At 64.1% G+C, this 14,453-nt stretch carries 12 protein-coding genes and 1 pseudogene; 10 read left to right on the top strand and 3 right to left on the bottom strand.

The genetic code is table 11. The features are described 5' to 3' along the window. Positions 1–52 precede the first annotated feature (52 nt). From DW355_RS05920 to DW355_RS05905, 4 genes are all read left to right on the top strand, one after another. Positions 53–1,657 (top strand): Re/Si-specific NAD(P)(+) transhydrogenase subunit alpha, encoded by a 1,605-nt coding sequence (locus DW355_RS05920; RefSeq protein ID WP_131278416.1) that lies wholly within the window; start codon positions 53–55, stop codon positions 1,655–1,657. A 24-nt stretch (positions 1,658–1,681) separates the two neighbouring features. After that, positions 1,682–3,091, top strand: a complete 1,410-nt coding sequence (gene pntB / locus DW355_RS05915; protein WP_131278414.1) for a Re/Si-specific NAD(P)(+) transhydrogenase subunit beta — start codon at positions 1,682–1,684, stop codon at positions 3,089–3,091. A 102-nt stretch (positions 3,092–3,193) separates the two neighbouring features. Beyond that, positions 3,194–4,867: a long-chain-fatty-acid--CoA ligase gene (locus DW355_RS05910; RefSeq protein ID WP_131278412.1), complete on the top strand. Its 1,674-nt coding sequence runs from the start codon at positions 3,194–3,196 to the stop codon at positions 4,865–4,867. A 90-nt stretch (positions 4,868–4,957) separates the two neighbouring features. Next, positions 4,958–5,650, top strand: a complete 693-nt coding sequence (locus DW355_RS05905; RefSeq protein WP_131278410.1) for a 5'-methylthioadenosine/adenosylhomocysteine nucleosidase — start codon at positions 4,958–4,960, stop codon at positions 5,648–5,650. A 53-nt stretch (positions 5,651–5,703) separates the two neighbouring features. On the opposite strand, the gene DW355_RS05900 is transcribed toward DW355_RS05905, so the two are convergent. Continuing rightward, positions 5,704–6,465 (bottom strand): hypothetical protein, encoded by a 762-nt coding sequence (locus tag DW355_RS05900; RefSeq protein ID WP_131278408.1) that lies wholly within the window; start codon positions 6,463–6,465, stop codon positions 5,704–5,706. After that, positions 6,462–7,451, bottom strand: a complete 990-nt coding sequence (gene corA / locus DW355_RS05895; RefSeq protein ID WP_131278406.1) for a magnesium/cobalt transporter CorA — start codon at positions 7,449–7,451, stop codon at positions 6,462–6,464. Before corA ends, DW355_RS05900 begins: the two co-directional genes overlap by 4 nt. Before the next feature lie 307 nt (positions 7,452–7,758). Here corA and hpf point away from each other — a divergent pair, with 307 nt between their 5' ends. The 3 genes from hpf to hprK all read left to right on the top strand — a co-directional run bounded on the left by hpf (position 7,759) and on the right by hprK (position 9,705). Then, a complete protein-coding gene (hpf, locus tag DW355_RS05890) occupies positions 7,759–8,091 on the top strand; it encodes a ribosome hibernation-promoting factor, HPF/YfiA family (protein WP_131278404.1) in 333 nt (110 codons plus the stop codon). Between the two features lie 118 nt (positions 8,092–8,209). Beyond that, positions 8,210–8,695 carry a PTS sugar transporter subunit IIA gene (locus DW355_RS05885; RefSeq protein WP_131278402.1) on the top strand — a complete coding sequence of 162 codons (486 nt, stop codon included), beginning with the start codon at positions 8,210–8,212 and terminating at the stop codon, positions 8,693–8,695. Positions 8,696–8,760: 65 nt separating this feature from the next. Further along, on the top strand, positions 8,761–9,705 hold the full coding sequence (gene hprK / locus DW355_RS05880; protein WP_131278400.1) for an HPr(Ser) kinase/phosphatase: 945 nt from the start codon (positions 8,761–8,763) through the stop codon (positions 9,703–9,705). 33 nt (positions 9,706–9,738) lie between these two features. Here hprK and fur read toward each other — a convergent pair. After that, a pseudogene (gene fur, locus DW355_RS05875) lies at positions 9,739–10,166 on the bottom strand (ferric iron uptake transcriptional regulator). Between the two features lie 151 nt (positions 10,167–10,317). On the opposite strand from fur, the gene DW355_RS05870 reads away from it, so the two are divergent. The 3 genes from DW355_RS05870 to leuS are packed head-to-tail and all read left to right on the top strand — an operon-like array spanning position 10,318 to position 14,406. Beyond that, on the top strand, positions 10,318–10,959 hold the full coding sequence (locus tag DW355_RS05870) for an outer membrane protein assembly factor BamE (protein ID WP_242671309.1): 642 nt from the start codon (positions 10,318–10,320) through the stop codon (positions 10,957–10,959). Beyond that, on the top strand, positions 10,913–11,677 hold the full coding sequence (gene dapB, locus DW355_RS05865) for a 4-hydroxy-tetrahydrodipicolinate reductase (RefSeq protein WP_242671361.1): 765 nt from the start codon (positions 10,913–10,915) through the stop codon (positions 11,675–11,677). The genes DW355_RS05870 and dapB overlap by 47 nt, the downstream gene beginning before the upstream one ends. A 17-nt stretch (positions 11,678–11,694) precedes the next feature. Then, positions 11,695–14,406 carry a leucine--tRNA ligase gene (gene leuS / locus DW355_RS05860; protein ID WP_131278396.1) on the top strand — a complete coding sequence of 904 codons (2,712 nt, stop codon included), beginning with the start codon at positions 11,695–11,697 and terminating at the stop codon, positions 14,404–14,406. The last annotated feature ends 47 nt before the right edge of the window (positions 14,407–14,453 follow it).

Genomic DNA, 14,453 nt, shown 5'->3' with positions numbered 1-14,453 from the left:
GGCCTCCGGGCGAACCCGCGCGACGGTTTTCAAAACTATCCAGGAGATATGCATGCAGACTGGTTCAACGACCCCGGTCGCCCAGCGCATCGGCGTGCCGCGGGAAATCTTCCCCGGTGAGCAGCGCGTGGCCACCTCGCCCGAGGTGGTGGAAAAACTCGTCAAGCTCGGCTTCGCGGTCACGGTCGAATCCGGCGCGGGCGCGGCGGCGAATTTCAGCGACGAGGCCTTCCGCGCCGCAGGCGCGGACATCGCCCCGGACGCCACCGCGCTGTGGTCGAAGGCGGACGTGGTGTTCAAGGTCCGCCCCCCGACCCCGGCCGAAGTCGGCCAGTTGCGCGAGGGCGCGGCGCTGCTCGGCTTCGTCTGGCCCGCGCAGAACCCCGATCTGATGCAGCAACTGGCCGCGCGCAGGGCCACGGTGCTGGCCATCGACTGCCTGCCGCGCACCCTGTCGCGCGCCCAGAAGATGGACGCCCTGACCTCCCAGGCCAGCGTCGCCGGCTACCGCGCCGTGATCGAAGCCGCCAACGCCTTCGGCCGTTTCTTCAACGGCCAGATCACGGCGGCAGGCAAGGTGCCGCCGGCCAAGGTCTTCATCGCCGGCGCCGGCGTGGCCGGCCTCGCGGCCATCGGCGCGGCGGCCGGCCTGGGCGCCATGGTGCGCGCCAACGACACACGCGCCGAGGTGGCCGATCAGGTCATCTCGCTGGGCGGTGAATTCGTCAAGGTCGATTACGAAGAAGAAGGCTCGGGCGGCGGCGGTTATGCCAAGGTCATGAGCGAGGGCTTCCAGGCCGCGCAGCGCGCGATGTACGCGCAGCAAGCCCGCGAGGTGGACATCATCATCACCACGGCGCTGATCCCAGGCAAGCCGGCGCCCAAGCTGATCACGGCCGAGATGGTCCAGAGCATGAAGCCGGGCAGCGTCATCGTGGACATGGCCGCCGAACAGGGCGGCAACTGCGAGCTGACCGAGCCGGGACGGGTCGTGGTCAAGCATGGCGTCACGATCATCGGCTACACCGATCTGGTGAGCCGCCTGGCCAAGCAGTCGTCCTCGCTCTACGCCACCAATCTGTTCCGCCTGACCGAGGAGCTGTGCAAGACCAAGGATGGTGTCATGCACGTCAACATGGAGGACGACGCCATCCGCGGCCTCACCGTCGTCAAGGACGGCGTCATCACCTGGCCCGCGCCGCCGATCAAGACCGCCGCGCCCGCCCCCAAGCCAGCCGCCGCGCCTGAGAAAAAAGCCGCCGCCCATGGCCATGGCCCGGGCGCTCCCATGCCCGCCCGTACCCTGGCCATCGTCTTCGCGCTGGGCGCGCTGGCCTTCTGGTTCATCGGTGCCTACGCACCTGCGGCCTTCGTGGGCCATTTCACGGTCTTCGTGCTGGCCTGCTTCATCGGCTACATGGTGGTTTGGAACGTCACTCCGGCGCTGCACACGCCGCTGATGAGTGTGACCAACGCCATCTCCAGCATCATCGCCATCGGCGCGTTGGTGCAAATCGCGCCGCCGATCGCCGAAGGCGCAAGCCGGCCCGATGGGCTGATCCGCTGGCTGGCCGCCGCCGCCCTGGTGCTCACGGCCGTCAACATGTTCGGCGGCTTCGCCGTCACGCGCCGCATGCTGGCGATGTTCCGCAAGTAAAACGAGAAGAAAGAGCAGAAGATCATGTCCTCAAGTCTTGCGACGGTGGCCTACCTCGGCGCCGCCATTCTTTTCATCCTGAGTCTGGGCGGACTGTCCAACCCGGAAACCTCGCGCCGTGGCAATCTGTTCGGCATGGTGGGCATGGCGCTGGCCGTGTTGGCCACCGTGTTCGGTCCGCAGGTCAGCGCGGCCGGCGTATCGTGGATCGTCGGCGCGCTGTTGATCGGTGGCAGCATCGGCCTCTATGCTGCCAAGGTCGTGAAGATGACGCAGATGCCCGAACTGGTGGCGCTGATGCACAGCCTGGTCGGCCTGGCCGCCTGTCTGGTCGGTTACGCCAGCTACGTGGACACTTCGATCCACTTCGAGGGCGCCGAGAAGCTGATCCACGAAGTCGAGATCTACATCGGCATCCTGATCGGCGCGGTCACCTTCAGCGGCTCGCTGATCGCATTCGGCAAGCTCTCGGGCAAGATCGGCGGCAAGCCGCTGCTGCTGCCCGCGCGCCACTGGCTCAACCTTGCCGGCCTGCTGGCCGTGATCTGGTTCGGACGTGACTTCATCCATGCCGAGACGCCGGCCGAGGGCATGACGGCGCTGTACGTCATGACGGCCATCGCCCTGCTGTTCGGCATCCACATGGTGATGGCCATTGGCGGCGCGGACATGCCCGTGGTAGTGTCCATGCTCAACAGCTACTCCGGCTGGGCCGCGGCGGCCACCGGCTTCATGCTGGGCAATGACCTGCTGATCGTCACCGGCGCGCTGGTGGGATCCTCCGGGGCCATCCTGTCCTACATCATGTGCCGGGCCATGAACCGCAACTTCATCAGCGTGATCGCTGGCGGCTTCGGCGCCGCACCGGCCAAGGCGGCCGCCAGCACGGGGCCCCAGCCGCAAGGCGAGGTCAGCCCGATCAGCGCGGCGGAAACCGCCGAGCTGCTGGCAGGCAGCAAGAACGTGGTCATCGTGCCGGGTTACGGCATGGCGGTGGCGCAAGCCCAGCACACGGTGAATGAAATCACCAAGACGCTGCGTGCGCGAGGCATCAACGTGCGCTTCGCCATCCACCCGGTGGCGGGCCGCATGCCCGGCCACATGAACGTGCTGCTGGCCGAGGCCAAGGTACCTTACGACATCGTGATGGAGATGGACGAGATCAACGAGGACTTCGGCGACACCGACGTGGCCATGGTCATCGGCGCCAACGACATCGTGAACCCCGCGGCACAGGAGGATCCGACCAGCCCCATCGCCGGCATGCCCGTGCTGGAAGTCTGGAAGGCCCGCACCTCCATCGTCATGAAGCGCTCCATGGCCTCGGGGTATGCCGGCGTGGATAACCCCCTGTTCTACAAGGAAAACAACCGCATGCTTTTCGGAGATGCGAAGAAGATGCTGGACGAAGTGCTGGTCGCCCTGAAAATTTGACGGGCATAATTCCTCGGCGGAAAAAAGCACGACCGTGCTGGAAATTCCAGCACGGTCTTTTTGTTCCGCGATCGTCAGAACCGATAACACAGGAGACAAGACATGAGCGAACGCATCTGGCTCAAGAGCTACCCCGAAGGCGTGCCGCACGACCTGCCGCCCCTGCCCTACGACTCGCTGGTGGGCCTGCTGGACGAGAGCTTTCGCAAGTACGCGGACCGCCCCGCCTACAGCTTCCTGGGCAAGGACCTCAGCTACGCCGACACCGATCGACTCAGCCGAGCCTTCGCGGCCTACCTGCAGGGCCTGGGCCTGGTGCAAGGGGACCGTGTCGCCATCATGATGCCCAACGTGCCGCAGTACCCGGTGACGGTCGCCGCCATCCTGCGCGCCGGCTACGTGGTGGTGAACGTCAACCCGCTGTACACCGCGCGCGAGCTGGAGCACCAGTTGAAGGACAGCGGTGCCAAGGCCATCGTCATCATCGAAAACTTCGCCGCCACGCTGCAGAAGTGCATCGCCAACACCCCCGTCAAGCACGTGGTGCTGGCCGCCATGGGTGACCTGATCGGCCTCAAGGGCCACATCGTCAACCTGGTGGTGCGCAAGGTCAAGAAAATGGTGCCGCCCTTCGACCTGCCGACCGCGGTGCGCTTCAACGACGCCCTGGCCCAGGGCGCGCGCAAGACCCTGACCCCGCCCAAGCTGAACCCTGACGACGTTGCCGTGCTGCAGTACACGGGCGGCACCACGGGCGTGAGCAAGGGCGCGGTGCTGTTGCACCGCAACGTGATCTCCAATGCGCTGCAGTCGGAGCTGTGGAATGCGCCGGTGATGAGCAAGGTGCCAGCGGGTGAACAGCCCACGGGCGTCTGCGCGCTGCCGCTGTATCACATCTTCGCCTTCACCGTGGGCATGATGCTCAGCTTGCGCAACGGCAGCAAGCTCATTCTCATCCCCAATCCGCGCGACCTGCCCGCCGTGCTGAAGGAACTGAGCAAGCACACCTTCCACAGCTTCCCCGCAGTCAACACGCTCTTCAACGGCCTGGTCAATCATCCGGATTTCCACACGGCGGACTGGAGCAACCTCAAGGTATCGTTGGGCGGTGGCATGTCCGTGCAGAGCGCGGTGGCCGACAAGTGGCTGAAGCAGACCCACTGCCCCATCGTCGAAGGCTACGGCCTGTCGGAAACCAGCCCTTCTGCCAGTTGCAACCCGGTGACCAACAAGGAGTTCACCGGCACCATCGGCGTGCCGCTGCCGTCGACCTACATGAAGATCATCGACGACAACGGCAACGACGTGCCCCTGGGCCAAGCCGGCGAGATCGTCATCAAGGGACCGCAGGTGATGGCTGGCTACTGGCAGCGGCCGGACGAAACCGCCAAGGTCATGACCGCGGACGGCTGGTTCAAGAGCGGCGACATCGGCGTCATGGACGAGAAGGGCTACTTCAAGATCGTCGACCGCAAGAAGGACATGATCTTGGTCAGCGGCTTCAACGTCTACCCGAACGAGGTCGAGGACGTGGTGGCGCGCATGCCCGGCGTGCTGGAAGTCGCGGCGGTGGGCGTGCCCAACGAGGAAAGCGGCGAAGCCGTCAAACTGGTCATCGTCAAGCGCGACCCGTCTCTGACCCAGGAGCAGGTGCAGGCTTATTGCCGCGAGAACCTGACGGGCTACAAGCGCCCGAAGGTGATCGAGTTCCGCACCGAGTTACCCAAGACGCCAGTGGGCAAGATTCTGCGGCGCGAGCTGCGCGACAAACAGTGATCGCGGAGGTCACCATCTGAGCAGTCGCTTGACTTTGCACGAGCAAAGTCAAGCGCGGCGACCGACATCACACGGCGTTCAACCCATCCCATGCGAGTTGCCATTGTCTCCGCCATGCGCGAGGAACTTGCGGCTGTATTGTCCGACATCGAGCACGGTACGGCGGAGCAGGTGGCCGGGCGCGAGTTCTGGCGTGGTCGCTTGCACGGTCACGAGGTCGTCGCCGTGCAGGCCCGCATCGGCAAGGTCGCTGCGGCAGCCACGGCCACCGTGCTGGCCGAGCGCTACCAGGTCGATGTCATCCTCTTCACGGGTGTTGCGGGCGGCCTGGCCGAAGGCGTATGTCGCGGCGACGTGGTCGTGGCCAGCGAATTCCTGCAGCATGACATGGACGCCTCGCCGCTCTTCCCGCGTTTCGAGGCGCCGCTGTACGGGCGAGCGCGTTTTCCCACCGACCCCCACTGGAGCGAGCGGCTCGCGCAGGCCGCGCGGCAGGCACTGCCGCAAGCCGGGTTGCACCGCGGCCTCGTGATCAGCGGCGACCGCTTCGTCGCAAGCGCCGCGGACAGCCGGGCCTTGCGGGATGCCCTGCCCGATGCACTGGCGGTGGAGATGGAAGGGGCGGCCTTTGCCCAGGTCTGCCTCGACTACGGCTTGCCCTATGCCGCCGTCCGGACCGTGTCGGACCGCGCCGACGACACGGCACACGGCGACTTCCAGCGCTTCATCGAGGAAACGGCCAGCCGCCATTCAGCGGCCATTGTGCGTGCGCTGCTGGGCTGACAACTCACGGAGGGCACGGCGGCGGCCCCGGTCAGCCGTAACTCCACCCACGCTCATCGGATTTCGAGCGGCATCGTCACGCCGAAGAACCAGCGTCCGCCCTCGTCGGTGCTGTTCAAGCCTTGCTCACGGCTGATATCGATGTTGCCGTTGCGACCGACACCGATGCGGAAACCCAGACGCAGATAGTCAGCGTCGAAACGGCGAAACCGCTCGCCAACAAAGGACCATTGGCCCATGTCCTTCATCATGTCGGGCAAGCGCGCGCCATCGGGCGTCCACTCCAGAGCCACGCCCCAGCGGGAATAGTCCTCGTTGCCACCGGCGTCCCCACCATCCACGATGTCGGTCCCGAGGTTGAGGTGCACGGCATATTCGCGCCGTGACGACCACGATGGCGTCCAGGTGAAAAGACCGTTGAAGGAGCTCAGGGCATATTCCGGCGGGAAGGGACGCGCATCCAGTCCAAATTCATAGGACAGCCCCAGACCAACCTCCTGGTCCAATTCGTGCGCCCATTTCACCTCCAAGCCGAGCCCGGTCTGCGAAGGAAAGTCCGAATCGGAATTGAAGGAGCGCTCATGCTCGGTCGACACGCCCAACTCCACCGGGCCCACCCCACAGGAAGCCCCCAGGTGCAGCAGGGTGGTGCGGCTGTCCCCCACCCAGGCATCCGCCACGCAAGAGCGCGAATCAAGAATGGCCGCGTCATCCACCGCGTGATGCCCACCGGCCGCCTGCGCGCCCGAGGCCAGGAGCCAGGCGCCTGCCAGCAACGCGCCTTGTCGAAGGCTTTTCAGAATCGGCTTTCTCATCGTCGCAACCACCCTTTCTTGTGAAAATAGACCATGGGCACCACGGCGCTCAGGACCATCAACCCAAGCGCAAATGGATAACCCCAGGGCTGGCTCAGCTCGGGCATGTGCTCGAAGTTCATGCCGTAGAGACTGGCAATCATGGTCGGCGGCAGGAATGCCACGCTGGCCACGGAAAAAATCTTGATGATCTTGTTCTGGTTGATGTTGATGAAGCCCACGGTGGCGTCCATCAGAAAGTTGATCTTGTCGAACAGGAATGCGGTGTGGCCATCGAGCGAATCAATGTCGCGCATGATCTGCCTCGCCTCCTCGAACTGCTCGGCGCCCAGCATGCGACTACGCATCATGAAGCTGACGGCGCGGCGCGTGTCCATGGCATTGCGACGGATGCGCCCGTTCAAGTCTTCCTGCCGGGCGATGGCCGCGAGCACGTCACCGGCCAGTTCGTCGGTCACCTCGCCGGACAGCACTAGTTTGCTGGCCTTTTCGAGTTCGTCGTAAACGCTTTCGAGGCGATCCGCGCAATATTCCACGTCGGCGTCGAAGAGTTTGAGCAAGACTTCCTTGGCATCGGCGATCAGACCCGGCGCGCGCCGCGCGCGCATGCGCAGCAGACGGAACACAGGCAGGTCTTCGTCGTGGATGGAAAACAGCACGCCCTTGCTCTTGAGTTGATCGTTCGCCAGGTTCAGGATGAAGGCCGCACGCACGGAACGCGGCTGATCCTCGTCGGTGATCAGGAAATCGCTGCGGATGTGCAGGTCGCCGTTGTCTTCCTCGTAGAAACGGGCCGATTCCTCGATGTCTTCATCCATCGCGTCTTCGGGAATCGAAAGGCCATAGTACTGCTTGACCCAGCGTTTTTCCTCGAGCGTTGGCGCCTCCAAGTCCACCCAGATGGGCTGAAAACGGGACAGCTCCTCCAGCGATTCGATCTCTTCCTGAAACAAACGGCCATTGACGAGCGTGAAGATATTGAGCATGGCGCTTGCGACGGGAAACGTTGGAAGAAAGGCGTTCGATTATCGCACCGCACCATGGCAGGGCACACAGCCTTTGCGGCAGATGAAGCAGCTTTCAACATTCTGCAATGAGACAAATTTCACGCGCCCGCATGAATGAAAAAACAGGACGGGCCGACGGGAAAAGGCATTGCATTTCCGTGACACCGGGCGCATAGTGAATTCGTCCGCAGCTGCGCAGCTCCGATCATTCATCGGTGTCGCAAGGGATGGATCACGGGGCTGCTGGGTACGGCGTTTTCTCTCTATCAAGACTATGGAGGCGTCCATGAATTTGACGATCAGCGGCCATCATCTCGATGTCACTCCGGCCCTGCGCAACTATGTCACAAGCAAGCTGGACCGCATCACGCGGCACTTCGATCAGCTTGTTGATATCAAGGTGCTCCTGAGCGTGGAAAAGCAGAAGGAGAAAGAGCGGCGTCAACGCGCCGAATGCAATATCCACGTCAAGGGCAACGACCTGTTCGCCGAAAGCACGCATGCGGATCTCTACGCCGCCGTCGATGAGCTGATGGACAAGCTGGACCGCCAGGTGGTACGCCACAAGGATCGTCTTCAGGACCACCACGGCGCCGCCGCCAAGCACCTGCTGCAGTAAATAACTGCGCTTCTCGGCGCCCTCCGGGCGCCGGAATATCCGGGCGCCTGTATGCAGATACAGGCGCTTTTTCATGCCCATGGAACGGAGCGCCCACTTATGCATAATCAGCGCTCCAATGAACCGCCTCGCCGCCATCCTGCCCGCCGCGCAAGTGCTCACGCACGTTGAAGCCACCAGCAAGAAGCGGGTATTCGAGGAAATCGGTCTGCTGTTCGAGAACCTGCAAGGTCTGAACCGTGCGCTGGTGGCCGACAGCCTGTTCGCGCGCGAGCGCCTGGGCTCCACCGGGCTGGGACACGGCGTCGCCATCCCTCATGGACGCATCAAGGGGCTCAAGACGCCGCTGGCTGCCGTGCTGCAGTTGGCGCGCCCGATCGTCTTCGACGCGCCCGATGCACTGCCGGTGGGATTGCTCATCGTCCTGCTGGTGCCGGAGGCCGCGACGCAGAAACACCTGGAGATCCTCTCCGAAATCGCCGAGATGCTCAGCGACACCGCGCTACGCGACCAGCTCGCGACCGACGGCGACGCCACGTCGCTGCACGCGCTGATCGCCGCTTGGCGCTCATCACAAAGCTCGGCACACACTCTGTCTGCCTAGCGTGGCGCTGAACTGCAGTTGAGCCGCGCCGGCCATCGTCCCCATACACCCCAGGAAGGAGCGCCATGAGGCCTACCGTTGTCAGCGCCGAAGTGCTGTTTGAAGAGTTTCGCGGTCGACTCAAGTGGGAATGGGTGGCGGGCCTGGGCGCTTCCGAGCGCCGCTTCGACGAAGTCGCCGTGCGTGCCGCGCGTTCGGGGGCAGACCTGGTGGGGTACCTCAACTACATCCATCCCTACCGCGTGCAGGTGATGGGCGAGCGCGAGATCGCCTACCTGACACGCGGCACGCACGATGACTGCGCGCGTCGGGTGGCGCGCATCACCACGCTGGAACCCCCCGTGCTGGTGCTGGCCGACGGCCAACCCGCACCGAAGGCCTTGGTGGATTTCTGCGAGAACGCGAACATCCCCATGTTCGCCTCGCCGGAATCATCGGCTTACGTCATTGACGTGCTGCGCAGCTACCTGTCGCGACATTTCGCGGACCGCTCGTCCATGCACGGCGTGTTCATGGACATCCTGGGCCTGGGCGTGCTGATCACCGGTGAATCAGGCCTGGGCAAGAGTGAGCTGGGTCTGGAGTTGATCTCGCGCGGGCACGGCCTGGTGGCGGATGACGCAGTCGATCTCTACCGCGTGAATCAGGACACGATCGAAGGCCGCTGCCCCGAGCTGTTGCGCAACCTGCTGGAAGTGCGCGGCATCGGCCTGCTCGACATCAAGGCCATTTTCGGAGAGACCGCGGTGCGCCGACGGATGCGGCTCAAGCTGATCGTCCACCTCGTGCGCAAGGAGACGATGGAGCGCGACTACGAGCGCATTCCTTCCGAACCACTACGACAGGACGTGCTGGGCATCCCGGTGCGCAAAGCCATCATCCAGGTGGTGGCCGGGCGCAACTTGGCGGTGCTGGTGGAGGCTGCAGTGCGCAACACCATCCTGCAACTGCGCGGCATCGACACCTACAAGGAATTCACGGAGCGGCACCGCAAGGCCATGGGGGGCTGATCAGGCGCCCCCGCGACGAAGGGCCGCCACGTTTCAGCGCTGCAACGCCACCTTGGCGCAATCGGTGCACAGGCCGTAGAGCGACATGGTGTGTTCCTGCAGCAACCAGCCCTTGTCCTTGGCGATGGCCTTCTGCCGGCTTTCGATCTGCTCGTCGTAGAACTCCTCGACCTTGCCGCACTTGGTGCAGATGAAGTGGTCGTGGTGATGCCCTTCGTTCAATTCATAGATGGCCTTGCCACCCTCGAAATTGCTGCGGATCAGGATACCGGCCTGTTCAAACTGGGTCAGCACGCGGTAGACGGTGGCCAGGCCCACGTCAGAATGTTCGTCCAGCAGCACGCGGAAGACATCTTCCGCGCTCATGTGCCGCTGCTTGCCCTTCTGGAAGATCTCCAGCACCTTCAGTCGGGCAGGGTCGCTTTCAGACCGGTGCTCTTGAGTTCGTCGATGGTGCTCATGGGCGGGCTCCTGTACTGAGGAAATTCGTGGGCAGGATGAGAGAAAATACAATCGACGATGATAGCGCGTTCACTGTTCCCGCCAGCCCGATGCCGGGTTTACACCCGCCTTCATCGCGCTTATTCCTTCCGGTCGCACGCCTTTTCTCCCATGCCCAACATCCTGCACCGCCTACACCGCGCGGCCTACCTCGCCACACTGGCATTCGCAGCTGGCACCCTGACACTACTGTCGGCCTGCGCGCCCTACCGCCCCCCTGTGGTGCAAGGCAATGTGATCACGCGCGAGCAGCTCGGCGCCCTGCGTCCGGGCATGAGTCGCATCCAGGCGCGCGACATCCTGGGCACGCCGCTGGTCGCTGATCTCTTTCATGCCGGCCGCTGGGACTATGTCTTCACGATCGACCAGCAGGGCGTGGCGCCGCAGGCACGCCGGCTCACGGTCTACTTTCAGGACGATCGCCTGGAGCGTTTTGAAACCGATGCAGAGTTCCCCAGCGAAACAGAATTCGCCGCCAGCCTGAGCAAACCCGTCAGCAAACGCGTGCCCTTGCTGCAGGCCAATGAAAAAGACCTCGCGGATTTCCCCCACCAGCACCCGCCGCACCGTTGCCGCCCGTGCCCCCCCTGCCCGCCAGCTACCCGCCCCTGGAACCCACGCCCCAGTCATGAGCTTTACTCCTACTCTTTCCACGCCATCCAACGCGCGCCGCCGCCGCGTCGCCGTGGCGGGCGCTTCCGGCCGCATGGGCCGCATGCTGATCGAGGCCGTGCAGGCAGCGGACACCTTTGAACTCGCCGGTGCGCTGGACCAGCCCCATAGCCCCGCCCTGGGCCAGGAAGCCACGGCCTTTCTCGGCCAAGTGAGCGGCGTGGCCATCACCTCCGATTTGCGGGCAGGGCTCAAAGACGCCGGCACCTTGATCGATTTCACACGCCCCGAAGGTACGATGGCCCATCTCGCGGTCTGCCGCGAACTGGGCGTGGCCCTGGTCATCGGCACCACGGGCTTCAGCGACGCGCAGAAGGCCGAGATCACCGCAGCGGCCCGGGACATTCCCATCATGCTTGCGCCCAATATGAGCGTGGGTGTCAACGTGACGCTGAAATTGCTGGCCATGGCCGCCCAGGCCCTGTCCACGGGTTACGACATCGAGATCATCGAGGCCCACCACCGTCACAAGGTCGACGCCCCCAGCGGCACCGCGCTCAAGATGGGCGAGGTCATCGCCGAGGCGCTTGGCCGCGACCTGAAGGATTGCGCGGTCTACGAGCGTTACGGCCATACCGGGGAGCGCGATCCGTCGACCATCGGCTTCTCGACCATCCGCGGGGGTGACATCGTGGGTGACCACACCGTGCTCTTCGCGGGTACGGGCGAGCGCATCGAGATCACGCACAAATCCGCGAGCCGCGCCACCTACGCCCAGGGCAGCCTGCGCGCCGTGGGCTTCCTCGCCGACAAGCAGAACGGCCTGTACGACATGTTCGACGTGCTCGGCCTGAAATAAGCATTCCCACCCGCACCATGCAAGAAAAATACTCGCCTCTCGAAGTCGAACACGACGCGCGCACCGACTGGATCGCGCAGGACGCCTACCGCGTGACGGAGAACGCGCTGGACGCGCAGGGCCAGCCCAAACCGAAGTTCTACGCCTGCTCCATGCTGCCCTACCCCAGCGGCAAGCTGCACATGGGGCACGTGCGCAACTACACCATCAACGACATGCTGGCGCGCAGCCTGCGCATGAAGGGCCACAACGTGCTCATGCCCATGGGCTGGGACGCCTTCGGCCTGCCGGCCGAGAACGCGGCCCTCAAGAACGGCGTGCCGCCGGCGAAGTGGACCTACGAAAACATCGCCTACATGAAGGGGCAGATGCAGGCCATGGGCTTGGCCATCGACTGGAGCCGCGAGGTCGCCACCTGCGACCCCACTTACTACAAGTGGAACCAGTGGCTCTTCCTCAAGATGCTCGAAAAAGGCATCGCCTACCGCAAGACCCAGGTCGTCAACTGGGACCCGGTGGACCAGACCGTGCTGGCCAATGAGCAGGTCATCGACGGGCGTGGCTGGCGCACAGGCGCGCTGGTGGAAAAACGCGAGATCCCAGGGTATTACCTCAAGATCACCGACTACGCTGAAGAACTGCTGGCGCATGTACAGCTCGGCAACCCCCAGGCCACCTTGACCGGTTGGCCCGACAAGGTGCGGCTGATGCAGGAAAACTGGATCGGCAAGAGTGAAGGCCTGCGTTTTGCTTTTCCGCACGAGATCAAAAGCGCGGACGGCCAACTCATCCAGGACGGCAAGCTCCACGTCTTCACCACCCGTGCCGACACCATCATGGGTGTGACCTTCTGCGCGGTCGCGCCGGAGCACCCCTTGGCCACGCACGCGGCCCAGGGCAACGCCAAGCTCGCGGCCTTCATCGAGGACTGCAAGAAGGGTGGCACTACCGAAGCCGAATTGGCGCTCAAGGAAAAGGAAGGGCTGCCCACGGGACTCTTCGTCACGCACCCACTCACGGGCGAGACAGTGGAAGTCTGGGTCGGCAACTACGTGCTCATGAGCTATGGTGACGGCGCCGTCATGGGCGTGCCCGCGCACGACGAGCGCGACTTCGCCTTCGCCAAGAAATACGGCATCTCGATCAAGCAGGTGGTCGCGGTCGAGGGCGCGACCTTCTCCACCGAGGCCTGGGCCGAGTGGTACGGCGACAAGCAAAAAGGCGCCTGCGTCCACAGCGGGGTACTGGATGGCCTGGGCCATAAGGCCGCCGTCGACAAGGTGGCCCAGCTGCTGGGGGCCAAGGGCCTGGGCGAAAAAAAGACGACCTGGCGCCTGCGCGACTGGGGCGTCAGCCGCCAGCGCTACTGGGGCACCCCCATCCCCATCATCCATTGCGAGGAGCACGGCGCCGTGCCGGTGCCCGAGCGAGACCTTCCGGTGGTGCTGCCCCAGGACTGCGTTCCTGACGGCTCCGGCAATCCGCTGCACAAGCACGAAGGCTTTCACGCCGGCGTAGCGTGCCCGGTCTGCGGCAAGCCTGCACGCCGCGAAACGGACACCATGGACACCTTCGTGGACAGTTCCTGGTATTTCATGCGCTACTGCGATCCGGCCAACGCCGATCGGATGGTCGCAGGTGGCGCCGACTACTGGATGCCGATGAACCAGTACATCGGCGGCATCGAGCACGCCATCCTGCACCTGCTGTACGCGCGCTTCTGGACCAAGGTGATGCGCGACCTGGGTCTGGTCAAGATCGACGAGCCCTTCACTCACTTGCTCACGCAGGGCATGGTGCTCAACCATATCTATTCGCGTCGCACCGACAAGGGCGGCAAGGAATACTTCTGGCCGCACGATGTGGAGCATGTGCTCGACGCGACCGGCAAGATCGTCGGGGCCAAGCTCAAGAACGCGGTGGGCACGCTGCCCATCGGCACGCCCATCGACTACGAGGGCGTGGGCACCATGTCCAAGTCCAAGAACAACGGCGTGGACCCGCAAGACCTGATCGAGAAGTACGGCGCCGACACGGCGCGTCTGTACACCATGTTCGCCGCGCCGCCCGAGGCCACGCTGGAGTGGAACGACACCGCCGTCGAAGGCAGCCACCGCTTCCTCAAGCGCGTCTGGGCTTTCGGCGCCAAGCTCGCAGCCATGGACAAGAGCGCGGCCGAAGCCAGCGTGGCCGGCAAGCAATCGCTGAACGACGTGGCCTTCAGCCAGGAAGCCAAGGCCCTGCGCTTCGAGGTGCACAGCGCGCTCAAGCAGGTGGATTACGACTACCAGCGCATGCAGTACAACACGGTGGTCTCGGGCGTGATGAAGATGCTCAATGCCCTGGAAAGCTTCAAGGCACTTGGCACCCCAGGCGCGGAAGTGGTGCTGATCGAAGGTTTCGGCATCCTGCTGCGCTGCCTCTACCCTGCCACGCCCCACATCACCCATGTGCTGTGGGAGCAGTTGGGTTATGCCGGTCAGTTCGGCGGCCTGCTGGACACCGCCTGGCCCAAGGTGGATGACAACGCCCTGAGCCAGGACGAAGTGGAACTGATGCTGCAGGTCAACGGCAAGTTGCGTGGCGCGCTGCGCGTGGCGGCGGATGCGAGCAAGGAAGCCATCGAAGCTGCGGCGCTGACCTCACCCGACTTCACCAAGTTCGCGGAAGGCAAGCCAGCGAAAAAAGTCATCATCGTTCCGGGTCGCTTGGTCAACGTCGTGGTCTAAGGTTATGTTCACCACAACGCTGCGTCCCCCCGGCTCGCGACGGCCGT

This window comes from Hylemonella gracilis (genome assembly GCF_004328645.1).
GTDB classification, from domain to species: Bacteria; Pseudomonadota; Gammaproteobacteria; order Burkholderiales; family Burkholderiaceae_C; genus Hylemonella; species Hylemonella gracilis_B.
The sequence above is the reverse complement of the archived record's forward strand: the minus strand, read 5'-3'. Positions and strand labels throughout refer to the sequence as shown.